This is a genomic window from Phaeobacter sp. S60 (assembly GCF_000826845.1).
GTDB classification, from domain to species: domain Bacteria; phylum Pseudomonadota; class Alphaproteobacteria; order Rhodobacterales; family Rhodobacteraceae; genus Phaeobacter; species Phaeobacter piscinae.
In genome coordinates this window covers 249,609-271,845 of sequence record NZ_JSWJ01000012.1, presented here as the reverse complement: position 1 = coordinate 271,845, position 22,237 = coordinate 249,609, and the positions used below count along the sequence as shown (strand labels likewise).

Genomic DNA, 22,237 nt, shown 5'->3' with positions numbered 1-22,237 from the left:
GCGTTTTGGTTGCTTGAATAAAGGGCCCGGTTAGGTAATCGGACAAGACGTTCAACATAAAGGTTTGGGGCAATGATGCCAAGACTGCCCCGACCAGCTCTCTCTGAAAGAGGCCAGACATGACCTTCCGCGCCCCCGTTCCCGAGTATCAGTTTCTTCTGAACCACATCGTTGGCTATAGCGATATTTCCGCAACTGAGCGGTTCAGCGAGGCGAGCGACGATGTCGTGACGGCAATCCTGACCGAAGCCGGGAAGTTCTGTGATGAGGTGATGGCGCCGTTGAACCGGGGCGGCGATCTGCAGCCGGCACATCTGGAAAACGGGGTGTTGCGCACATCGCCGGGCTATGCCGAAGGGTGGCAGGCGATCTCCGAGGGGGGCTGGATCGGTATGAGCGCCTCTGAGGCGTTTGGCGGCATGGGGCTGCCGATGACCCTGACCACCGCCGTGAATGAAATGATGTCGGGGGCCTGCCTGTCGCTGCAACTGGCCCCGCTGATGAGCCAGGGCCAGATCGAGGCGCTGGAACATCACGCCAGCGATGAGATCAAGTCGCTGTATCTGCCGAAGCTGATTTCGGGCGAATGGTCCGGCACCATGAATCTCACCGAGCCGCAGGCGGGGTCCGATGTGGGGGCGCTCAGCTCCAAGGCGGAGCCGTTGGACGACGGCACCTATGCGATCAGCGGGCAGAAGATCTACATCTCCTGGGGTGACAATGATTTCGCGGGCAATATCTGCCATCTGGTGCTGGCGCGCCTGCCTGATGCGGCGCCGGGCACCAAGGGGATTTCGCTATTTCTGGTGCCCAAGTATCTGCCGGATGCCGAGGGCAATCCCGGCAAGGCCAACAACCTGAAGGTGGTGAGCCTGGAACACAAGATGGGTCTGCACGGCTCACCCACCTGTGTGATGCAATATGATGGTGCCATTGGCTGGATGATCGGTCAGCCGGGCGGTGGTCTGGCGGCGATGTTCACCATGATGAACAACGCCCGTCTTGGCGTTGGCGGTCAGGGCGTTGGCATTGCCGGCGCGGCCTATCAGAAGGCGCTGGCCTACGCGCTGGAGCGCAAGCAGGGCAAATCTGCGTCTGGTACCATCGTTGATCATGCGGATGTGCGCCGGATGCTGATGGAGATGAAGGCAGATCTGTTTGCCGCGCGTGCGATCCTTCTGGCGTGTTCGCAGGCGATTGATATGCAGACCGCCACCGGTGCGCAGGAGTGGGCAGCGCGGGCGGCTTTCCTGACGCCGATCGCCAAGGGTTTTGGCACCGAAACCGGGATGCGGATCTCTGAGACCGGTGTGCAGGTGCATGGCGGCATGGGGTTCATCGAAGAAACCGGCGCGGCGCAATTCTACCGCGATGTGCGGGTGACGGCGATTTACGAGGGCACCAACGGTATTCAGGCGATGGATCTGGTGGGCCGCAAGATGATGGACGGTGGCGATATGGCGCACCGGCTGATCGACGAGATTGAGGAACAGGCCGAACGCGCCCGCACCACCCATCCGAATATGGCCGAAGCGGTCTGGCAGGCCTGCGAATCCCTGCGCGAGTCGACTGAATGGCTGACAGCACAGGATGACCTGGACGAGCGTTTTGCCGGGGCGGTGCCTTATCTGCATGCTTTTGCACGGGTTCTGGGCGGGCATTACCATTTGGCGGCGGCGATGGCGGATCTGGGCGGGCCGCGTGAGAAGCTGGCCCGCTTCTACATCAACCGGATGCTGCCAGAGCACGCCTCCCTACTGGCGCATGCGCAGGCGGGGAGCGCGGGCGCGCGGGCGCTGACACTGGATGAGCTGGCAGACGGATGACCAGCCCGCGCCCAGACGGCCCATGGAGTGAACCTCCCGCGCAGGGCGAGGCGATCGAGGTGGCGGAAGGCGTGCTCTGGATGCGCCTGCCACTGCCGATGAAGCTGGATCATGTGAACGTCTATGCGCTGGACGACGGTGATGGCTGGACCATCGTGGACACAGGTATGTCGTCGAACAAGACCCGTCGGATCTGGGAAGAGCTGATGGCGGGGCCACTGGGTGGCAAACCGGTTCGCCGGGTGGTCGTGACCCACCATCACCCGGACCACATCGGCAATGCGGGATGGTTCCAGTCGGTGCATGGTGCGGAGCTGGTGACCACGCGCACCGCTTGGCTGTTTGCCCGTATGCTGACGCTGGATGTGCAGGAGAGTTGGCCGGAGGAGACGCTGGCGTTTTATCGCAGCGCCGGGATGGATCCGGCGATCTATGACGCGCGGGTGGCGGAGCGGCCATTCAATTTCTCTGATACGGTCTATCCCATGCCGCTAGGATTTACCCGTATCAAACAGGGCGACGTGTTGCGCATGGGCGGGCGCGACTGGGATGTGCATATGGGCAATGGCCACGCGCCGGAGCATGCAACCTTCTGGAGCCGCGATGACAATCTGGTGATCACAGGGGATCAGATCCTGTCGTCGATCAGCCCCAATATCGGCGTTTATGCCACCGAACCCATGGCCGACCCGGTGGCGGAGTGGCTGGAGGCCTGCGAGCGTCTGGCACCGTTAACACGGCCCGATCAGCTGGCCTTGGGCGGTCATAAGCTGCCATTTCTTGGACTGCCGCATCGCATGGCGCAGCTTATTGACAATCATCACGGTGCGCTGGCGCGGTTGCTTGACCACCTGGATGAACCGAGGACTGCGGCAGAGTGCTTTGCCCCGCTGTTCAAACGCAAGATCGGGGGCGGGGAATACGGGCTTGCTTTGGTCGAGGCGGTGGCCCATGTAAATCATCTGTACCACCTGGGTCAGGTGGACCGCAGCCGCCGGGCTGACGGGGCCTGGCTCTACCAGCGCAAGGGGTGATCGACCCCTGGAAAGGGAGAGATCATGACAGATGAAATCGCAACAAGCGCCGAGGCTGCCGAGGCGGCTGTTCTGCCCTGTGTACATGAGGTCCATGCCGATCCTGATGCCTGCGCAGGCATCAAAAAGCTGCCTGAGCCGCTGCAAAAGCCGGTCGCAGATAAAAGCGCTGCACGCTGGGCCTATGAGCGGCTGATCCTCTACATCAAGAATTTCGAAGAACAGCTGGATGGCGAGCATGAGGTCGCCATGGGGTTTGCCGGTGGCGATGCCGGGGTGATGCGGATTGAGGGCATGGGGTATTTTGATCCCGATATCATTACCTATTACGGCAGCGATTCCAGCGGCGCACGCACCCAGCTGGTGCAGCATGTGAGCCAGCTGAACGTGATGCTGCGCGCCCTGCCCAAGCGCAATGAGGCAGCACCTGCCAACCGGATCGGTTTTCGTCTGGTCTCCGATCTGGAGGGCGATGGGTCTGAGACCTGATCGCGGGGTAGCACTATCCCTGTGGGGTGGCGTTGCGCTGTTTTGCTGCGTCGCCGCGGGCGCTGCTGCCGGGGATGCGGAGGTGCCAGACGGATATTGGCAGCGCTTGGAGCGGGCCGCGCATCACGCGCTGATGCAGGAGGTCGCAGCGGCTGGGGGTGAAACAGCGCCGTTCACCACGGACGGCTGTAGTGGTGGTTTGTCGGCGATCTGGCGGCAGCTGAGCGGACAATCCGGGGCTGATGGCGGCCCGCCGTTTGAGGCCTGCTGTGTGATCCATGACCGGAAATATCACAACGCGGCCGGGATTGGCGGTGCAGATCCAGCCGTGTCGGAAGCGGCAGAACTGGTGGCGGCCAGTCAAGGTGCGCGGCTGGCTGCGGATCAGGCTCTGCGCCGCTGCGTAGAGACAAATCTCAGCGCCAACGATCCCACAATCGCCAATCTTGCGTCACCAGTGGCGACTGCGGTCTATGCAGCCGTGCGATTCGGTGGTGCGCCCTGCTCGGGGTTGAGTTGGCGTTGGGGGTATGGCTACCGGCCCTGCCATGGCAATTTCACCCGCTGATTTGATCCGACTGCGCCCGATTGACGTGGTGACAGGGTCCGTGAAATCCAGTATTCAGCGGAAAACAGACGCGTATAGGAATGGACATATGGCTGACCATAAGCACGGTTCGATGGATATTACCGTTCAGGAAAAGACCTACGAAGGCTTCCTCAAATTCACTACCCGGTTCTGCATTGCGGCGCTGCTCTTTGCGGTGTTCCTTGCAATTTTCGCGACCTGATCACCCTCGTGAGCGGTTCTGATCTCAACGGGCGCTCCGGTATCCGGCGGCTGTCGACCGGATTGCGGGTTGCAGCGCTCGGTGTGGCGGTTGCTGCGCTGACGGCCTGTGCGGCCCAGCAGCAGCCCAATGCCGATGACGCCACGCTTGAGCGGGTGGCCTATCGTCACAATGGTCCGCCTGCGCTGACGCTGTACACCATGATCAATAACCGCACCGGCAAGGGCGCGCATACATCGCTAATGGTCAACGCCTCCGAACGGGTGATTTTTGATCCGGCGGGTTCGTTCTATGCAGATGTGGTGCCAGAGCGCGACGATGTGCTGTTCGGCATTACGCCGGGCGTAGAGAAGGCCTATCGCGGGTCTCATGCGCGCAGTACGCATCATGTGGTGGTGCAGCGGCTTGAGGTGACACCGGAGCAAGCGCAACGGGCCTATCAGCTGGTCCGGGCGAACGGACGCGTACCGGGGGCGTTTTGTGCCAATGCTACGGCATCAATTCTGAAACAGATCCCGGGGTTCGAGAGCCTGAACGTGACCTTTTATCCGGGTAACCTGTCGGAGCAGTTCGGCGCATTGCCGGGTGTCACGACGGAGCGTTACCGGGAAAATGACAGCGCAGACCTGCAAGAAGGGCTGGCGAAGAACAACGCAGCGTTGAACGCGGGCGGTTGATCTCCTCGGCGCGTGCCGCGACTGAAGATATTTGAAAAGCCGCAGCATCGCCTGCGGCTTTTGTTTTGGCCGGAACGGATCAGCCTGAAAACAGAAACAGCAGCAGAAAGCCGACCGCGCCGCTACCCATGGCGATCAGCACATTTCGCGTCCAATAGCCTAGCGCAAAGACGGCGGCGGCGACCGCCAGATGCGGAAGGCTGGGCGTGCCGCCAGTCGGGGTTGGCCAGACCACCAGAGGCGTCACCAGTGCCGGTATGATCGCGACCGCCGTGTACCGCAGATGACGCATCAGCCAGGGTGGCATGCTGCGCCCGCCCATCAGCCCGATGAAGGCAAACCGCAGGGCGAAACTGCCGATGGCAAGACCAATGATAATGGTCCAGAGCAGGGTTGGATCGGGGGCCTGGGTCATGACGGATCCTTTGCAGTTTGGCGGCGCTCCAGCCAGACCTCGGCCTGGGCACCGGCCATCATGCCGACGAGGCCCGCAACAATCAGGCCAAGGTTATAGGGCAGCGCGGTAGCAGGCAGGGCGGTGGCAACGGCGGCGAAACAGGCCACAACATGGGCCGGCGTGCGCAGCATTGGTCCGATCATAGCCAAAAACGCCAGCGGCAAGACGAAATCGAGCCCCCAGCTGGCGGGGATCTGGGTGCCGACCAATGCGCCGATATAGGTGGCGATCATCCAGCCCGGCGCCACGCAGCCATTGGTGCCGAAGAAATAGGCCATACGCTGCGACAGGGTCATCTGCGGGTGGGTTTCGAACTGCACAATGGAGAGTGCATAAGACTGATCAACCGTCAGATACGCGGCACAGGCGCGCTGCCACAGAGGAGCGCCGCCGAGGTACGGCGTGAGAGAGGCAGAATACATCGCAACCCGCAGGTTCACTGCGAGAGCGGAAATCAGGATGATCACTAGCGGTGTGTTCTCTTCCATCAGTTGCAGGGCTGTAAACTGTGCGGACCCGGCAAAGACCGAGAGCGAGAAGATCATGGCTTCGGGGACAATTAGTCCCGCTTCGGCGGCGAGAACGCCAAACAGAAGCCCAAATGGTCCCGAGACCAGAAGGAAGGGCGCGCCGTCGCGAAACCCCTTCCAAAACGCCGATTTCGTGGTGGTGATTGCCATGATCTGGTCCTAGGTTACTGCTCAGATGGCATAAGCCTGGTGGCGGAGGTTTGCAATTGATGATGGCTGAAGAAGGCTCTGATCTGGCGTCGGTATTGGCCGAATATGTGATCGCCCCTGCGCCGACTGATGCGCGGCTGGCGCGGGCGGTTCAGGGGATCGACCACACCGGCACGGCAACAGAAATCTCGGTGGTGGAGGAACGACCGCTAACGATCTACCTCAACCGTCAGGAAATCGTGACGGCGATGACCATTGGGGACTATCCTGAGTATCTGGCGCTCGGCTTTCTGCGCAATCAGGGCATGTTGCACCCCGGTGATGAGATTACCGCCATCGACTATGACGAAGAGCTGGAGACGGTGGTGGTTCGAACCGCGGTTGAAACCTCCTATGAAGACAAGCTGCAGAAGAAGACCCGCACATCCGGCTGCGCCGTGGGCACGGTGTTTGGTGATATGATGGAAGGGCTTGAGGGGGTCGTGCTGCCTCAGACGCCCGTGCGCAGCTCCTGGCTTTATGCGCTGGCCCATAAGATCAATCGCACGCCCTCGCTCTATCTTGAGGCCGGCGCCATTCACGGCACAGTGCTGTGCCAAGAAGACCGCCCGCTGGTCTATATGGAGGATGTCGGACGGCATAACGCCGTGGACAAGATTGCGGGCTGGATCCAGAGCACGGACGCAGAGGTGTCCGACAAGATCCTCTACACCACCGGGCGGCTGACCTCAGAGATGGTGATCAAGACCGCGATGATGGGGATCCCGGTGCTGGTGTCGCGATCCGGCTTCACCGCCTGGGGGGTGGAGATCGCACAGGAGTTGGGCCTGACACTCATCGGCCGGATGCGTGGGCAGCGGTTTATCTGTCTGTCCGGGGAGGCGCGGCTGATCCGGGATATGGATCCGGCCAATGTGCCCGCAGAGGCAAAGGCGCATCGGCGCAAAAGTTCGGAGCGATAGGTGCCTTGCATGTGGGCTCTGCTTTTGAAGGCAGGTCAATTCGCGCGCAAAGAGGAGATGTCATGAGACAAAACGGACCGTTGGGCATCATCCTCGCAGGAGGTCTCGCGACCCGCATGGGCGGCGGTGACAAGGGACGCCTGCAGGTTGGTGGGTGCAGCCTGATCCGTCACGTAATTGATCGCCTGTCGCCGCAGGTGGAGCAGGTGGCTTTGAATGCCAATGGGGAGCCTGCGCGTTTCGACGACCTGGGGCTGCCGGTGATTGCGGATAGTATCGATGGGTTTGCCGGGCCGCTTGCCGGGGTGCTGGCGGGACTGGACTGGGCCGCCGAACAGGGGGCTGACAGCATCGTGACCGTCGCGGCCGATACGCCTTTTTTCCCGCAGGATCTCGTCGCGCGCCTGAGCGAAAGCGCCGCCGGGCAGGTGCATCCGTTGGTGCTGGCGACAACGCCACGCACTGGAGAAGAGTTGAAATCCGGTGGGCGCCGCCGGGTAAACCGACATCCGACCTTTGGCCTCTGGCCAGTGGCCCTGCGCGATGACCTGCGTGCGGCCTTGCAGGGTGGTCTGCGCAAGGTGGTGCTTTGGACCGATCAGCACCAGGGGCGCGAAGCCCTGTTTGAAGCCGAGCCTTTTGATCCGTTTTTCAACGTCAATACACCGGACGATCTGGCGCAGGCGGAGGCATTGCTGCGATGAAGATCTACGGTGTCACGGGCTGGAAAAACTGCGGCAAGACCGGATTGATGGAGCGATTGGTCGCTGAGTTCTGTCGGCGCGGCCACAGTGTTTCGACGTTAAAACACGCCCATCACAGCACGGATGTGGATCAGCCAGGCACCGACAGCTATCGTCACCGGACGGCGGGGGCGGCTGAGGTGATCCTTGCTTCGCCAAACCGGGTTGCAATTATGCAGGAGCTGCGCGGAGCGGATGAGCCGAGTTTTGTTGAGCTGTTGTCCAGGTTGCGTCCCGTTGATCTGGTGCTGGTCGAAGGGTTCAAACGTGAGACCCATCCGAAGATCGAAGCCTATCGCACGGCAGCGGGCCAGCCACTTATTGCGCCCGAGGACGCAACGATCCGTGCTGTTGCCAGCGATGTTCCGCTTCATCTCGACCGGCCAGTGTTTGATCTGGACGATACAGCCGCGATTGCGGATTTCATCGCGGGCGAGATTGCCCTGTGATCCCGTGGCAGAGCTTTGCCATGGTGGACTGGTCGGGCGGCAAGGACCGTGGTGCAACGCCGTGCAAAGATGCGATCTGGGCCTGCGTCCGTCGTGACGGTGCCGCAGATGATCCTGTTTATCTGCGCAATCGCCGACTGGCAGAGGATTGGTTGACCGATCTGATCGAGGGCGAACTGACAGCTGGGCGCAGATTGATGCTTGGGTTTGATTTTCCCCTTGGCTACCCGGCGGGATTTTGCAGGGCGATGACCGGATCGGATGATCCGCTTGCCCTCTGGCACTGGTTCGAGGCGCGCATCGAGGATGCGCCCGATGATAACAACCGGTTTGATCTCGCCGGAAGCATCAATCGACAGTTTGGTGGTTTGGGGCCGTTCTGGGCCAATGGCCTCAGCCGCGATATTGCGGGGTTGCCACGCAAGAAAGACAACTACCGCAATCCGTTTCGCGAGCGCCGCGCGGTTGAGCAACACGCCAAGGGCAGTTTCACCTGCTGGCAGATGGCCGGTGCCGGAGCGGTTGGCAGTCAGGTGATGATGGGGCTGCCGGTTTTGCAGCGCCTGCGCCGCCGCTTTGCTGGACAGGTTGCAGTCTGGCCGTTCGAACCGCTGGACAAACCGGTGGCGCTGGTTGAAATCTGGCCGACACTGCTGGCTGGCCCGGGACCGGATCATTGGATCAAGGATGCCTGGCAGGTCCATAAGGTGGCGCTGGAACTTGCGGGCCTACCCGTGGCAGAATTACAGCGGCTGTTGACCGTTACCGCGCCCGAAGAGGGCTGGATCCTGGGAGTAGATCAAATATGACCCTTGCCCCGCCGCCCTTGCGCAATGACTGCTTTGCTCTGCCCGCCGGGGTGGATTGGACGCCGGTGGATGTCGCGCTGGAGCATCTGCGACAGAACCTGACTGCGGTGACTGCGGTTGAGAGTGTATCGCTGGCCGCAAGCCTTGGCCGGGTGCTGGCTGAGGACGTGTTTGCAGCCCGCAGCAACCCGCCGCAGGCGAATACCGCCGTGGATGGTTACGGGTTTGCCGGCCCGATAGGAGATGGGCCGCAGGTGCTGCCGCTCACTGACGGGCGGGCCGCTGCCGGGTTGGCCTATGAGGGGGAGGTCGCCGCCGGGCAGGCCATTCGTATCCTGACTGGCGCGGCGCTGCCGTCTGGTGTGGATACCGTGATCCTTGAGGAGGATGTCAGCCGGGAGGGCGCCGAGATCGCCTTTCATGGGCCGCTGAAGACGGGCGCCAATACCCGCAAGGCGGGCGAGGATGCGGCTGCTGGTGATCTGATCCTGTCCAAGGGGCGGGTGATCACACCTGCGGATCTGGCGCTGGCCTCGGCGACGGGCGTGTCTGAACTGCCAGTGCGGCAGCTGCTGCGGGTGGGTGTTCTCTCTACCGGCGATGAGCTGGTGGAACCGGGGGAGCCTGCGGCGGCGGGTCAGATTTATGACGCCAATCGTCCGATGTTGTTGGGCTTGCTGACCCGGATGGGTTTCGTTGCTGTGGATCTGGGGAAAGCGCCCGATGATCGCGCGGCGTTGCGCAACTGCCTGGATCGCGCGGCGACACAGGTCGATGTGATCTTGACCAGCGGCGGGGCGTCTGCGGGGGATGAGGATCATATGTCGGCATTGCTGCGCGAAAGCGGGGCGATGCAGCAATGGCGGATTGCCTTGAAGCCGGGCCGCCCGCTGGCGCTGGGGCTGTGGCAGGGGGTGCCGGTGTTTGGTTTGCCGGGAAATCCAGTTGCGGCGATGGTCTGCACATTGATTTTTGCGCGTCCGGCCATGGGGCTGATGGCGGGTGCGCGCTGGTTGGAGCCTCAGGGCTTTGATCTGCCTGCCGCCTTTCAGAAGCGGAAGAAGCCGGGGCGGCGGGAATACCTGCGTGCCCGCGTGCGGGGTGGCGAGGTCGAGGTGTTCAAATCCGAAGGGTCAGGACGGGTCAGCTCCCTCAGCTGGGCGGAAGGGCTGGTTGAATTGGCGGATGGTGCGGCCACGATCCAACCCGGTGACCCGGTGCGTTTCATACCCTATGCAAGTTTCGGCCTGTAGCCCGCGCGGTGTTAGTCAAAGGTGCCAGCCACGCGGCCCAACAGCATGAAAGCGCGGGCGGTGCGGGTTTCGCCCAGCGATGAAATATCCGTATCGCTTGCCTCTTCCTCGAACTCGGCCAGCATCTGATCAAAGCGGCGCAGGAAGTGATGGGCCGCATCGCGAAAGATCGGATCCTGCTTCATCCGGGCGGAGGTCAGGGCAAGGGAACTGCGGTCGCGGACCCCGCCAAGGGCGGCCACGGCGCGGCCACGGGTGCCTTGGGCAAACTGACGCCAGATTTCAGGACGCGCCATATCGGGGCGCAGATCGTCCATGTAGATGCCATCCTGGCTGAGCAGGGTCAGCACATCCTGCGCGGCCTGAATAACCTGTGCAGCCTTACGATCCTGCAGGGCCAGACGCAGCGCGGCAAAGCCTTCCTCATCCTCTGCGGTTTCCGGAAAGTTCAGCGCGCGGATCAACTGGGTGGAGGGCAGCGGAGTGGCCAGATCCTCGGCGGGGGTGCCAAGTGCCAGAAGCCCCTGATCGGTCACCTCGCCCCCTGCTGCGGCGGTGGTGGAGATCCCCGGCATCGGCCGGTCACGGCGGCTGGTGTGGAAGGTGGCGAGGGCGGTTTCCGTCTTGCGGGTCGCGGCGGCGATTTCATCCAGCTTGCGCGTCACCGAAGGTTCGGCAACCGAGGCCGCCTGCTGGGCATGGGCAATATAGGCGTTGCGCATCCCGTCGATGGCCGCGTGGAGCCGTTGTGATTCATCCCGCATCACCTGCGCTGATCGCAAGGCGATGGCGCCCACCCAGATCAGCAGAACCGGCAGGATCACCGCGACGATGCGCAGCAGAATATCCGGCCATCCCGCTGCTGGCGCGTCTGCTGTGCCACCCAATACAAAGATCGCAACCACCGCCAAAAACCACAGGGCGCTGAGCCCGAGTGCTGCGGCCTCGATCAGGCCAAAGACTGGTCGTTCCGGTGGCGCATCAAGGGCGCTGGTGGGCGGCGTTGCGGCTGGGGAACTGGAACGGGTCATACTGTTGCTCGGAAACAGGGGTGTACTGGGTTGGCATATGCCGCAGGGTGCGGCGGCTGGGTGGGGTGGGCGGGGCGCCTGCATGGCGCGCCACGCCGTTGCAGTGAGTTAGGCGTAGATGATCTTGAGGATCTCATAGGCGCGGTCCCCACCGGGAGTGCGGACTTCGACGCTGTCGCCTTCTTCCTTGCCGATCAGGGCACGGGCGATGGGGGATTTGATGTTCAAAAGACCGGCTTCGATATTGGCCTCATGTTCGCCGACGATCTGCCAGGTCTTCTCTTCGTCAGTGTCTTCGTCGACGACGGTGACCTTGGCGCCGAACTTGATCGCACCGGAAAGTTTGGCCGGGTTGATCACATCGGCCAGCGACAGGATGCCCTCCAGCTCTTTGATGCGGCCTTCGATGAAGGACTGTTTTTCGCGCGCGGAATGGTATTCGGCGTTCTCCGACAGGTCGCCCAGCTCGCGGGCTTCGGCGATGGCCTTGATGATCGCCGGACGTTCCACCGATTTCAGGGTCTTCAACTCAGTTTCGAGGGCGGCGTGACCCGTGGGGGTCATCGGGATCTTTTCCATGTCTGTGTCCAGATATCGTGTCAGGTTTGGCCACCAGGCGTGGCGGTTCGCGTCTATAGGAAAACCGGTTGTCCCACTGCCGAACTGACAGCGGGACAAACCGGTTGTGTCGCATTTACCTGACCCAATCCTGCCGCCGAATGCAAGAGGGCGGGGTTGCCTGTCCACAGCGATTTCATGCCAACAGGCGGAAAACTCCGCTTTTTTAGACGCCCCCGGAGAGAGGGTCGGCGAGAAACTTGCAATGTGTCGGCCGACTTCGGCCCGGTTTTGTCTTCACCGCGGCAGCGTCTTGGTGCGGTCAGAGAACCTCCGGTAGGCTGGATGTTCTGCCTGTGATGCTGTGGCGGGGCACCCGTGGCCGGAGATCCAGCCGTTGCAGCAAGCTGATCAGGCGGCTGATCGGGGAAGAGCGTCGGATCCGTTGCAGCTGGCGTGTCGTCGCGCGCTGCTGTGACAATATCGTCGGGGCCGGGTGCCGCGGCTGGGTGGGTAATACCGCGCGCGGGTGGCTGCTGTGCCAGAGAAGATCAAGCATCATATTGTACCACCTCGAATTCGATATTGTCCCGGTCTCGGAAATAGAACCTGCGACCCGGTTCATAGTCGTGATGTTCGCCCGGGGTGAAGCCAGCCGCGCGGACCCGTGTTTCGACGGCGTCCAAATCGTCGACAACAACGGCGATATGGTTGAGCCCCCCATTGATGGCGTAGCTGGTCGGGGCCTCGGCCAGGGGTTCCGGGGGGCAGTACAGCGCCAGATAGCTGTCAGCCTCGCCCACGTGCAGGCTGTAGCCGCCGCTGATGGCCTCCCCCTGCCAGCGAATGTGCCAGCCAAAAACATCCTGCATCCAGGCGGCAGTGCTCTCGGGAGAGGACACGGTGATGTTTGCGTGTTCAAGACGTACGGTCATGTCAGGCTCCTTTGTGTTTTCTCTTGCCTGATTGAGTCGTAATTTCTAAACCTAACTTTAGCTCAAGCATTTTTTTGATGTTTTGCGATTTTTCTCAGTCCGCAGGCTGAGACGCGACGGAATCTCAGGGACTGGTAGGGAGTATTTCATGGCTGCATCTCACGGGTTGACCATCGGCTATCTGGCGGAACGCACAGGCCTGGCGGTATCGGCAATCCGCTACTATGAGGCACAGGGGCTGGTTGAGCCTTGGCGCAACACGGGCGGACAGCGGCGGTTTCACCGGGCGGATCTGCGGCGGTTGAGTTTCATTATGATTGCGCAGAAGTTCGGCTTCACACTGCCGGAGATCCGCGACTTTCTGAAAAGCCTGCCGGGCGGGCGGACCCCGACCAAGGCTGACTGGACCAATCTGTCCGCCGCTTTTCGCAGCCATCTGGATGCCCGAATCGAAACGCTGGAGCGTTTGCGCGATAATCTGGACGGCTGCATCGGTTGCGGTTGCCTGTCGTTGCCCACCTGCAAGCTGTATAATCCCGATGACGCGGCCGCTGCCAAAGGGCAGGGACCGCGCTATCTGATGGGGGATAAGCCCTCAGAGACGGTGAACGACGGGAATACTCTTCCAAATGACGAAAACTGACGCTCGAATTGTCGCATTTGAGGGTTCTACAGCAGTGTAACGTAGAGTTTGGATTGACCAGTGCCTCTGCCACCCGCTAAGCAACCGCGAAACAAAATTACGCCAAGGATACGCCACCCGCACGGGATGGCCCAGACCTACAGCCAAGGAGCCCGCAATGGCCGAGATTGAACGTGAAGCGATGGAATACGACGTTGTGATCGTTGGGGCAGGCCCGGCTGGTCTGTCTGCGGCGATCCGACTGAAGCAACTGGACAGCGACCTGCAGGTCGTGGTGCTGGAAAAAGGCTCCGAAGTGGGTGCGCATATCCTGTCCGGTGCGGTGCTGGACCCGTGCGGTCTGGATGCGCTGATCCCTGACTGGAAGGACAAAGGCGCGCCGCTGAACGTGCCGGTCAAGGACGACAATTTTTACATGCTGGGTGAGGCGGGTCAGATCCGCATCCCCAACTTCCCGATGCCGCCGCTGATGAACAACCACGGCAACTACATCGTCTCCATGGGCAACGTCTGCCGCTGGATGGCAGAGCAGGCCGAAGAGCTGGGCGTCGAGATTTTCCCGGGCATGGCGTGCTCCGAGCTGGTTTACGGCGACAACGGCGAAGTCAAAGGCGTGGTTGCCGGTGTCTTTGGTCTGGAAGCGGATGGCTCCTATGGTCCCAACACCGAACCGGGGATGGAACTGCACGGTAAATACGTGTTCCTGTCCGAAGGTGTGCGCGGGTCGCTGTCCAAGGAAGTGATCGCCAAATACGGCCTCTCTGATGACAAAGAGCCGCAGAAATACGGCGTTGGCATGAAAGAGATCTGGGAGATTGATCCCGCCAAGCACAAAGAGGGCTCTGTCACCCACACCATGGGCTGGCCGCTGGGCTCCAACGCGGGTGGTGGCTCCTTCATCTATCATCTCGACAACAATCAGGTTTACGTCGGTTTTGTAGTCCACCTGAACTACAAGAACCCGCATCTGTATCCCTACATGGAATTCCAGCGCTTCAAGCATCACCCGATGGTGGCTGAGCTGCTGAAAGGGGGGAAGCGCGTCGCCTATGGCGCCCGTGCGATCACCGAAGGTGGCTATCAGTCGATGCCGAAGCTGGTCGCGCCCGGTGTGGCTCTGCTGGGCTGCTCTGCCGGTATGGTGAACGTGCCGCGCATCAAGGGTAACCACAACGCCATGTTGTCGGGCAAAGCCGCCGCCGAAGCGGCCTTCGACGCGATCAAGGCTGAGCGTTCGGGCGATGAGCTGGCCGACTATGAGGTCAGCGTGCGCGACGGTGCCATTGGCAAAGACCTGAAGATGGTGCGCAACGTGAAACCGATGTGGTCCAAGTGGGGCCTCACCGCGTCGCTGATGCTCGGTGGTCTGGATATGTGGACCAACAATATTCTGGGCGTGTCGCTGTTTGGCACCCTTGGCCACGACAAGAACGACGCCGAGGCGACCGAAGAAGCCTCCAAACACAAGCCGATCGACTACCCCAAGCCCGATGGCGTGCTGTCCTTTGATCGTCTGACCAACGTGGCCTTTGCGGCGACCAACCACGAGGAAAGCCAGCCGTGTCATCTGCGTCTCGGCAATCTGGACACGCCGATCAGTGTTAACCTGCCCAAATTCGCTGAACCTGCGCAGCGCTACTGTCCGGCCGGTGTCTATGAGGTGGTCGAAAAGGATGGCAAACCGGAGTTTGTCGTGAACTTCCAGAACTGCGTTCACTGCAAGACCTGCGATATCAAGGATCCGAGTCAGAACATCACCTGGACCACGCCTCAGGGCGGTGACGGGCCGAACTACCCGAACATGTGATCGTGTCGCGAGCGGTTTCGGCGGGTATTTGCCGGAATAATAGGGGCAGCCTGCGGGCTGCCCCATTGCGTGTTAAGGGGTGGCGCTCTACGCTTTGTGGCGAGGCAGATATTGACCAGTCACCAAAGAGGAGGCCCCCCGTGCCCGTCCGATTCTTTCGCAGCCTGACATGTGCGGCCGCCCTTGCCGCGACGACCACCCTGCCTATGGTTTTGCAGGCCGATGCGGCGCATGCAGATGGGCTTGCCGGGGCGTATCTGGCGGCGCGGGCGGCGACATTGGATAGCGATTTTCAGGCCTCGGCAGATTATTACAATCGGGCGTTGGTGCGCGATCCGCAGAACCCGCTGCTGATGGAGCATGTGGTCTTTGCGCGGCTGGCGCTGGGCGACGTCAAGGGGGCAGCGCCGGTTGCGAAACGCCTGTCCGAAATGGGCGCGCGCAGTCAGGTTGCCAATATCGTCATGACCGCGAGTCTGGTGATGGCCGAGGACTACCAGACCATCATTGAGCGCGTGACCTCGCAGCAAGACGGACAATATGAAATCAACGCTCTGGTGGATGGGCTGCTGTTGGGCTGGGCGCATCTAGGGGCTGGATCGGTGAGTGATGCGCTGGCGCAGTTTGACCAACTGGGTGAGAAAGAGGGGCTGGGCCTCTTTGCGCGCTATCACCGCGCCTTGGCGCTAGCATCCGTTGGCGATTATGAAGGGGCGGAGGCGCTCTTTACCGCCGATGAGGGGCAGCTGACCAATACCTCACGCCGGGCGGTGATTGCGCGGCTTGAGATCCTGTCTCAGCTGGGCCGCAACGAGCAGGCGCTGGAGGTTCTTTCCGAGGCTTTCAGTGGACAGCTGGATCCGGGCCTGGCGGCCATGTCAACGCGGCTGAAAGACGGTGAAACCCTGCCGTACGCGCTGGCCGCCACACCGCAACAGGGCATTGCCGAAGTGTTTTTCACCATGGGTGCTGCACTCAATGGTGAGATGGCGGATGATTATGTGCTGATGTATGCACGCGTCGCCGCGGCGCTGCGTGAAGATCACGTGGATGCGCTGCTGCTGGCAGCTGAGTTGTTTGACCAATTGGGCCGCTATACGCTGTCGATTGATCTCTACAAACAGGTGCCACGCGATCATCCCGATTACCACGCGGCTGAACTGGGCCGGGCTGAGGCCCTGCGTCGTGCAGCCAAGCCGGATGCTGCCGCAGAGGTGTTGCAGCAGTTGGCGCGTGATTTCCCAAATGAGGTGCCGGTTCATACCAATCTGGGTGACCTTCTGCGCCAGCAGGAAGATTATAGCGGCGCGGTCGCCGCCTATGATACCGCGCTGGATCTACTGGGTGAGAGCGTCGAGGGGCGCTGGTTCCTGCTCTATGCCCGCGGAATCTGTCACGAGCGGCTGAAGAACTGGGAGCAGGCGGAGGCCGATTTCCGCGCGGCCTTGGATATTCGCCCCGATCAACCCCAGGTGCTGAATTATCTTGGCTATTCGCTGGTGGAAAAGCAGATCAAACTGGATGAGGCCCTCTCGATGATCGAGCGCGCTGTCGCAGCACGGCCTGATGCGGGCTATATCGTCGATAGCCTTGGTTGGGTCCTTTATCGACTGGGGCGCTATGAAGAGGCGGTTGGCCATATGGAGACTGCCGTTGAGCTGATGCCGGTGGATCCGGTGGTGAATGATCATCTTGGCGATGTTTACTGGGCCGTTGGTCGGGCCCGTGAGGCTGAATTCCAGTGGAAGCGGGCGCTGTCCTTCATCGACCCGGAGGACACTGACAGCGAGGCCGACCCAGAGCGTATTCGCCGCAAACTGGACGCCGGGCTGGATGCTGTGCTTGCGGAAGAGGGTGCAGCGCCGTTGAAGGTTGCCCATGACGGTTGAGGCCTTTGCCCCGGCCAAGATAAATCTGACCCTGCATGTGACTGGCCAGCGCGCAGATGGCTATCACCTCCTTGATTCGCTGGTGGTTTTTGCTGATATCGGTGACCGGATCACGGTTGCTGTGTCGGATCAGCGATCGCTGCAGGTGACCGGGCCGATGGCAGCAGGCGTGCCGGTGGATGCCAGCAATCTGATGATGAAGGCCGCAGCGTTGATGGATCCTGCGCGGGGTGCTGCGCTGTCACTGGAGAAAAACCTGCCGCCCGCATCTGGTATTGGCGGTGGGTCCTCTGATGCGGCGGCGACTCTTCGGGCACTTGCGGAACTGTGGGGGCTGCCCATGCCGGGTACGCAGGATGTTCTGCCGCTGGGTGCCGATGTGCCGGTCTGCATGTCGCCGGGCACGCAGCGGATGCGCGGGATCGGTGAGCGGCTGGACGGTCTGCCGCCGCTGCCAGACTGCGCGATTGTGCTCATCAATCCGGGCGTGTCTGTTGCCACGCCTGCGATTTTCCGCGCGATGGGCAAACGGGACAACCCTGCCATGCCTGCCGAACTGCCGACCTGGGACACAGTTGGGAATTTGGCGGTATGGCTCAAGACACAGCGCAACGACCTTCAGCCGCCAGCGATCCGATTGGAGCCGGTGATTGGAGAGGTTCTGAAAGCGTTGTCTGAGACGGCGCCCCTGTATCACGCCATGTCTGGTTCGGGCGCGACCTGCTATGGTCTCTACCCAACAGAGGCAGAGGCGCAGGCCGCCGCAGACCATTTGCGGGTGGTGCATCCTGCGTGGTGGGTGCGCGCGGGGCGTTTGCTGGCCTGAGGCCCTGATACCGAAAAGCCAGCGCATGGGCGCTGGCTTCGTTTTGGCGAAATCACCACTTTATTTTTGCGATATCAGGCGAGCCGGGCCACCACGTAATCGGCCAGATCATGCAGCATCTGGCGGATTGGGTCATCGGGCAGCGCGGTCAATGCATCCTGCGCTTTTGCCACCCAGTCCATGGCGTCGCGGCGAGTTGCGGTCAGGGTGTCGTATTTGTCCATCAGCGCCAGTGCGTGATCCAAATCGCCCTCGTCCTGGCGCCCTTTCTCAATAGTCCGGACCCAGAATGCACGCTCCTCTGCGGTGGCCTGCGCCACGGCCTTGATCACGGGCAGGGTCAGCTTGCGTTCGCGGAAATCATCACCGACGTTCTTGCCCGTCGCGGCGCTATCACCTTGATAGTCCAAAAGATCATCTGCGATCTGAAAGGCGATTCCGAGGGCGTCACCATAGGCAAAGAGGGCATCAACCTGCGGCTCAGGCGCGCCTGCGACAACACCACCAGCCTGCGTAGCTGCTGAGAACAATGCCGCGGTTTTGCCCCGCACAACCTGAAGGTAGATGTCCTCGTCCGTGGCCAGATCACTGGCAGCGGTCATTTGCAGGACTTCACCTTCGGCGATGGTGGCAGAAGCATTGGCGAGGATGTCGAGAACCCGCAGCGATCCCGTTTCCACCATCAACTGAAAGCTGCGGGCAAACAGGTAGTCGCCGACCAAGACGGAACTTTTGTTGTCCCAGAGGAGGTTTGCCGTCGGGCGACCGCGGCGCTGGCCGCTTTCGTCCACTACATCGTCATGCAGCAAGGTGGCAGTGTGGATGAACTCCACAGTGGCTGCCAGTTTCACATGGTTGTCGCCGCTGTAACCACAGAGGCGCGCTGCTGCGAGCGTCAGCATCGGGCGCAGACGTTTGCCGCCGGCCTCAACCAGATGGGCCGTCACTTCTGGAATGCGCGGGGCGTGTTTGGACGCCATCCGGGTCTGGATCAGCGTATTCACCGCTGCCATTTCGTCGCTGAGTGTCGCGGCCAGCATATCATGCGGCTTTTGCGTCAGGATTTGATTCATTGTTTTCCCGCTTGCAAGGCTCGACAAGGCGCGGGCCTTGCCCTTAGATCCATCCCTATGAAGGAACTTTTGCGCAGCACCGACCCAACCATTATGGCCTTTGCCACCGCCCTTCTTGAGGGTGAGGATATAGACTGCTTTCAAATGGACGTAAATATGAGCATCCTTGAAGGCGGCATCGGAATCTTCCCCCGCAGGCTGATGGTGCGCAGCGATGATCATGCCGCTGCCGAGCGCGTGATGCGCGACAATGATATTCCGTTGCGCTGATGCCCGGCTTTGACGACGCGGCGCTTAGTCAGGATGCCTTCCTGGGGGGGGAAGTGCAGCTGTTGCAGCCAAAACAGGGATATCGTGCCGGCGTGGACCCGGTGTTGCTGGCTGCGGCTGTCCCTGCACGCCCTGGTGACCGGGTGCTGGAGCTGGGTTGCGGTGGTGGGCCGGGCCTGCTGTGTCTGGCGGCACGGGTGCCGGACCTGAAGCTGACCGGCGTGGAGCTGCAAGCCGACTATGCGGATCTGGCGCGACGCAATGCCGCGCTGAACTCTGTCGATATGACCGTGGTTGAAGCGGATCTGGCAGAGTTGCCGATGGATCTGCGGCAGCAGCAATTTGACCAGGTGATCGCCAACCCGCCCTATTACCGCGCAGGCGCGCACAGCCCCGCGCAGGATGTCGGGCGGCAAATTGCGCTGGGTGGCGCAACCGAATTGAACGTCTGGTTCGACACGGCTGCGCGGCGTCTCTCTCACAAAGGGTATCTTCATATGATCCAGCGGGCCGATCGCCTGCCGGAAATGCTGGGGGCCTGTCTGGGACGTTTGGGATCGCTTGAGGTTCTGCCATTGGCCGCCCGTGTGGGCCGGAGCGCTGAGCTTGTTCTGCTGCGCGCGCGCAAGGGCGGACGCGCGGGTTTCAAGCTACATGCGCCACTGATCCTGCATGATGGTGAGGCGCATCTGTGTGATGCGGAGAGCTACCGGCCGGATATCCGGGCGGTCCTTCGGGACGGATGTGCGCTGCCCTGGCCCCGCTGAAATTTCCGGATGATTCGTGAAAAATCCGGGCCTCATTAGGCGGGTCCCTGCCGAAATGACGGTTTCATGACAAAATATATGCTTCTGCAGCGTGACAGGGCAATATTCTTGTGTTCCACTCAGTTTGTACGCAACACGCTCAAAGAAGGAGGAATGACATGAGCCTCAGCTCGCATCTCACCGAACTTAAGAAGAAGCACGAGCACCTGAGCATGGAAGTCGAACACGCGCAACGTTCGCCCGCGACAGACGGGCTAAGTATCGCGTCGATGAAGAAGCAGAAACTAAAGCTGAAAGAAGAAATTGAACGCCTCTCGACGGAGGAGCTAGCCGTCTGAGGGGCACCTTGTCTCCCGTGTGACCTGCGGCCCCACCGCTGCGGTACCGGGAGCTTGAAAGTAGGATGTGAGGGGGTCATCAGCGCGGCTGGTGACCCCTTTTCGATTGCACCCGCTAGGACAGACCTCTGTTGGCGCGGGCGGCAATAACAGCTCCACCCGTGATCAGGCAGGCTGCAATGGCCAGCGTCCAGGTGGCAGGGGCAATTCCGACCAGCACCAGGATCAGGGTTGAGAGAAGCGGCGCCGCATATGAGCTGGTGCCCAGCAATTGGATGTCGCCCTGTTTCACACCGATGTCCCAGACGTAGAACGCCAGCCCAACCGGGCCCAACCCCAGCGCCAGTGTTGCGCCCCAACCTGCGATGCCAATTGGCCACTGGCTGTCCTCGAGCGCGAAATGCAGCAGCCAGGAGGCCACGGCCGTGATCAGACAGAACACGGCAACGGTGCTGGTGGGCGCGGTCCCGAGCCGCCGCGCCAGAACGGAATAGCCGGACCAGGTCAAGGCGCAGAGCAGCGCCAGCGCGTATCCCGGAAGGGCAGCGGCATCAAACTTCGCGCCGCCGCCGGTGATTATGGCGGCGGCCCCTGCAAACCCCAAAATAGCCCCGAAGAGATGTCCGGCCCGCAGGGTCTCACCAGGCAACAGGCCGGAGAACAGCACGATCAGCAATGGCCAGAGGTAGGCGATCAATCCGGCCTCAGCGGCGGGGGCCAGCCGCAGGGCAGAAAAATAGAGCGCGTGATAACCAAAGAGGCCCAGACTGCCAAAGAGGTAGACCCGCCAAGACACCGCCCGCAATGCGGTAAGGCCGCCACTGCGCCAGCACCAGACCAGCCCCAGCGAACCGCCGATGGTGAAGCACAGCGCATTCAACAACAGTGGCGGGGTTGGGGCCGTGCCAACGGTGAAAACCGCCAGCAGAGACCAAAGCAACACAGCGATAAATCCGATGGCGGTTGCGCGATTTCTGCTCATGTAAGGCTGTCCACGGAGACGATGGTCAATCCTTCGGATACTTCAGCCGTCTTTTCGATCTCGGCGAGGATCCAATCTCGGAAGGCGACAATTTGCGGGCGGTTCTCGGCTCCCTTCTGGCACAGAAAGCTAAAGCGGGCCTTGCCTGTTAATGCCGTTCTGAACGGTGCAACCAGCCGTCCTTCGGCGATGTCCTTTACCACCAGCGCACGTCTTCCCAAGGCCACTCCGGCACCGGCCAACGCCGCGTCTACCGCGTGATCGGCGTTGCTGAAGCGCGCGCCATGGGTCGGGATGAACTCCTCGCCCATCATCTTGAACCAAGCTGCCCAATCAAGTTGTGGTGACATGAAATTCAGTGAATCATCATGTATCAACGGCGCATCCTTCAGCGCAGTGACAGTGGGGTATTGCCTGGCGATCTCCGGCGTCATCACCGGCATGACCCATTCGACCGGAAGCGGCATCGAATAGACACCCGGGTAGGGCCCATAGCCAAAGCGGATGGCCACATCCACGTCGTCACGCATCAAGTCAACCCGGCGCAGGCTGGCGGAAAACCGAAGATCAATCTCCGGATGGGCGCGGGCAAATTCATAGAAACGCGGGGCCAGCCATTTGGCAGTGAAGGCAGGGCCGGCGGTAACCGTCAACGCGCCGTCGTCTTGCAGGCGCAGGGCCGTGCGCCACGCGGCGGTCAGAGCCTGGAACCCATCGGATGTTCCTGGCGCAAGGGCGGTTCCTGCGGCGGTCAGCTCCACTGCGCGGTTTAGCCGACGAAACACCGGTGTGCCCAAATGCTCTTCAAGTGATTTTATCTGGAACGACAACGCGGCGGGCGTCACGTTGAGCTCCTGCGCAGCCCGGGCAAAGGACATGTGGCGGGCAGCTGCCTCAAAGGCACGTAGGGCGGTCAGTGGGGGAAGGCGGTCCGGCATTTGACATCAG

General features: G+C 61.4%; 26 protein-coding genes. 18 read left to right on the top strand and 8 right to left on the bottom strand.

Annotation, left to right across the window (positions count from 1 at the left end; genetic code table 11):
- The first annotated feature begins 119 nt into the window (after positions 1–119).
- The 6 genes from OO25_RS13255 to OO25_RS13230 all read left to right on the top strand — a co-directional run bounded on the left by OO25_RS13255 (position 120) and on the right by OO25_RS13230 (position 4,817).
- The gene (locus OO25_RS13255) at positions 120–1,826 is read left to right on the top strand and encodes an acyl-CoA dehydrogenase (protein ID WP_040171319.1); all 1,707 of its coding nucleotides are present in this window, start codon (positions 120–122) and stop codon (positions 1,824–1,826) included.
- Positions 1,823–2,860: an MBL fold metallo-hydrolase gene (locus OO25_RS13250; protein ID WP_040180636.1), complete on the top strand. Its 1,038-nt coding sequence runs from the start codon at positions 1,823–1,825 to the stop codon at positions 2,858–2,860. Before OO25_RS13255 ends, OO25_RS13250 begins: the two co-directional genes overlap by 4 nt.
- Positions 2,861–2,884: 24 nt before the next feature.
- Positions 2,885–3,349 carry a DUF6173 family protein gene (locus tag OO25_RS13245; RefSeq protein WP_040171316.1) on the top strand — a complete coding sequence of 155 codons (465 nt, stop codon included), beginning with the start codon at positions 2,885–2,887 and terminating at the stop codon, positions 3,347–3,349.
- Positions 3,333–3,917 carry a hypothetical protein gene (locus OO25_RS13240; protein ID WP_242407044.1) on the top strand — a complete coding sequence of 195 codons (585 nt, stop codon included), beginning with the start codon at positions 3,333–3,335 and terminating at the stop codon, positions 3,915–3,917. Before OO25_RS13245 ends, OO25_RS13240 begins: the two co-directional genes overlap by 17 nt.
- Positions 3,918–4,005: 88 nt before the next feature.
- Entirely contained in the window at positions 4,006–4,140 is a 135-nt protein-coding gene (locus OO25_RS13235) for an aa3-type cytochrome c oxidase subunit IV (RefSeq protein WP_024098525.1), read from the top strand.
- Between the two features lie 8 nt (positions 4,141–4,148).
- Positions 4,149–4,817, top strand: a complete 669-nt coding sequence (locus tag OO25_RS13230; protein WP_040180635.1) for a hypothetical protein — start codon at positions 4,149–4,151, stop codon at positions 4,815–4,817.
- A gap of 79 nt (positions 4,818–4,896) precedes the next feature.
- Here OO25_RS13230 and OO25_RS13225 read toward each other — a convergent pair whose 3' ends face one another.
- Together OO25_RS13225 and OO25_RS13220 are read right to left on the bottom strand one after the other, a co-directional pair.
- On the bottom strand, positions 4,897–5,232 hold the full coding sequence (locus OO25_RS13225) for an AzlD domain-containing protein (protein WP_040171311.1): 336 nt from the start codon (positions 5,230–5,232) through the stop codon (positions 4,897–4,899).
- Positions 5,229–5,954, bottom strand: a complete 726-nt coding sequence (locus OO25_RS13220) for an AzlC family ABC transporter permease (protein WP_040171309.1) — start codon at positions 5,952–5,954, stop codon at positions 5,229–5,231. The genes OO25_RS13225 and OO25_RS13220 overlap by 4 nt, the downstream gene beginning before the upstream one ends.
- Positions 5,955–6,013: 59 nt before the next feature.
- Here OO25_RS13220 and OO25_RS13215 point away from each other — a divergent pair, with 59 nt between their 5' ends.
- From OO25_RS13215 to glp, 5 genes are all read left to right on the top strand, one after another.
- Positions 6,014–6,916 carry a formate dehydrogenase accessory sulfurtransferase FdhD gene (locus OO25_RS13215; RefSeq protein WP_040180633.1) on the top strand — a complete coding sequence of 301 codons (903 nt, stop codon included), beginning with the start codon at positions 6,014–6,016 and terminating at the stop codon, positions 6,914–6,916.
- A 62-nt stretch (positions 6,917–6,978) separates the two neighbouring features.
- Positions 6,979–7,620 (top strand): molybdenum cofactor guanylyltransferase MobA, encoded by a 642-nt coding sequence (gene mobA / locus OO25_RS13210; RefSeq protein WP_040180631.1) that lies wholly within the window; start codon positions 6,979–6,981, stop codon positions 7,618–7,620.
- Positions 7,617–8,108 (top strand): molybdopterin-guanine dinucleotide biosynthesis protein B, encoded by a 492-nt coding sequence (gene mobB, locus OO25_RS13205; RefSeq protein ID WP_040171301.1) that lies wholly within the window; start codon positions 7,617–7,619, stop codon positions 8,106–8,108. The genes mobA and mobB overlap by 4 nt, the downstream gene beginning before the upstream one ends.
- Positions 8,105–8,917 carry a hypothetical protein gene (locus tag OO25_RS13200; protein WP_040180629.1) on the top strand — a complete coding sequence of 271 codons (813 nt, stop codon included), beginning with the start codon at positions 8,105–8,107 and terminating at the stop codon, positions 8,915–8,917. Before mobB ends, OO25_RS13200 begins: the two co-directional genes overlap by 4 nt.
- Positions 8,914–10,170: a gephyrin-like molybdotransferase Glp gene (gene glp / locus OO25_RS13195; RefSeq protein ID WP_040180627.1), complete on the top strand. Its 1,257-nt coding sequence runs from the start codon at positions 8,914–8,916 to the stop codon at positions 10,168–10,170. Before OO25_RS13200 ends, glp begins: the two co-directional genes overlap by 4 nt.
- 11 nt (positions 10,171–10,181) lie before the next feature.
- Here the strand turns inward: glp and OO25_RS13190 are convergent, their stop codons facing one another.
- The 3 genes from OO25_RS13190 to OO25_RS13180 all read right to left on the bottom strand — a co-directional run bounded on the left by OO25_RS13190 (position 10,182) and on the right by OO25_RS13180 (position 12,694).
- On the bottom strand, positions 10,182–11,201 hold the full coding sequence (locus tag OO25_RS13190) for a hypothetical protein (protein ID WP_040180625.1): 1,020 nt from the start codon (positions 11,199–11,201) through the stop codon (positions 10,182–10,184).
- A 108-nt stretch (positions 11,202–11,309) separates the two neighbouring features.
- The gene (gene greA, locus OO25_RS13185; RefSeq protein ID WP_024098515.1) at positions 11,310–11,780 is read right to left on the bottom strand and encodes a transcription elongation factor GreA; all 471 of its coding nucleotides are present in this window, start codon (positions 11,778–11,780) and stop codon (positions 11,310–11,312) included.
- A gap of 530 nt (positions 11,781–12,310) precedes the next feature.
- Positions 12,311–12,694, bottom strand: a complete 384-nt coding sequence (locus OO25_RS13180; RefSeq protein WP_040180624.1) for a VOC family protein — start codon at positions 12,692–12,694, stop codon at positions 12,311–12,313.
- Positions 12,695–12,842: 148 nt separating this feature from the next.
- Between OO25_RS13180 and soxR the strand changes: the two genes are divergently transcribed.
- From soxR to OO25_RS13160, 4 genes are all read left to right on the top strand, one after another.
- Entirely contained in the window at positions 12,843–13,337 is a 495-nt protein-coding gene (gene soxR / locus OO25_RS13175; protein ID WP_040171288.1) for a redox-sensitive transcriptional activator SoxR, read from the top strand.
- A gap of 157 nt (positions 13,338–13,494) precedes the next feature.
- Positions 13,495–15,144 (top strand): electron transfer flavoprotein-ubiquinone oxidoreductase, encoded by a 1,650-nt coding sequence (locus tag OO25_RS13170; RefSeq protein WP_040171285.1) that lies wholly within the window; start codon positions 13,495–13,497, stop codon positions 15,142–15,144.
- A gap of 140 nt (positions 15,145–15,284) precedes the next feature.
- On the top strand, positions 15,285–17,033 hold the full coding sequence (locus OO25_RS13165) for a tetratricopeptide repeat protein (RefSeq protein ID WP_040180621.1): 1,749 nt from the start codon (positions 15,285–15,287) through the stop codon (positions 17,031–17,033).
- Positions 17,023–17,859: a 4-(cytidine 5'-diphospho)-2-C-methyl-D-erythritol kinase gene (locus OO25_RS13160; RefSeq protein ID WP_040180620.1), complete on the top strand. Its 837-nt coding sequence runs from the start codon at positions 17,023–17,025 to the stop codon at positions 17,857–17,859. Before OO25_RS13165 ends, OO25_RS13160 begins: the two co-directional genes overlap by 11 nt.
- A 74-nt stretch (positions 17,860–17,933) precedes the next feature.
- On the opposite strand, the gene OO25_RS13155 is transcribed toward OO25_RS13160, so the two are convergent.
- Positions 17,934–18,932, bottom strand: a complete 999-nt coding sequence (locus OO25_RS13155; RefSeq protein WP_040171280.1) for a polyprenyl synthetase family protein — start codon at positions 18,930–18,932, stop codon at positions 17,934–17,936.
- 57 nt (positions 18,933–18,989) lie between these two features.
- Between OO25_RS13155 and OO25_RS13150 the strand changes: the two genes are divergently transcribed.
- The 3 genes from OO25_RS13150 (at position 18,990) to OO25_RS13140 (ending at position 20,307) form a co-directional block, all read left to right on the top strand.
- The gene (locus OO25_RS13150) at positions 18,990–19,202 is read left to right on the top strand and encodes a DUF2007 domain-containing protein (RefSeq protein WP_024098507.1); all 213 of its coding nucleotides are present in this window, start codon (positions 18,990–18,992) and stop codon (positions 19,200–19,202) included.
- Complete coding sequence (locus tag OO25_RS13145; protein WP_040180618.1) at positions 19,202–19,969, top strand: tRNA1(Val) (adenine(37)-N6)-methyltransferase; 768 nt, start codon at positions 19,202–19,204, stop codon at positions 19,967–19,969. Before OO25_RS13150 ends, OO25_RS13145 begins: the two co-directional genes overlap by 1 nt.
- A 158-nt stretch (positions 19,970–20,127) precedes the next feature.
- Positions 20,128–20,307, top strand: a complete 180-nt coding sequence (locus tag OO25_RS13140; RefSeq protein ID WP_014873441.1) for a YdcH family protein — start codon at positions 20,128–20,130, stop codon at positions 20,305–20,307.
- Between the two features lie 115 nt (positions 20,308–20,422).
- On the opposite strand, the gene OO25_RS13135 is transcribed toward OO25_RS13140, so the two are convergent.
- Together OO25_RS13135 and gcvA are read right to left on the bottom strand one after the other, a co-directional pair.
- Positions 20,423–21,289, bottom strand: a complete 867-nt coding sequence (locus OO25_RS13135; RefSeq protein ID WP_040180616.1) for a DMT family transporter — start codon at positions 21,287–21,289, stop codon at positions 20,423–20,425.
- Positions 21,286–22,227 (bottom strand): transcriptional regulator GcvA, encoded by a 942-nt coding sequence (gene gcvA, locus OO25_RS13130; RefSeq protein ID WP_040180614.1) that lies wholly within the window; start codon positions 22,225–22,227, stop codon positions 21,286–21,288. The genes OO25_RS13135 and gcvA overlap by 4 nt, the downstream gene beginning before the upstream one ends.
- Positions 22,228–22,237: the final 10 nt, after the last annotated feature.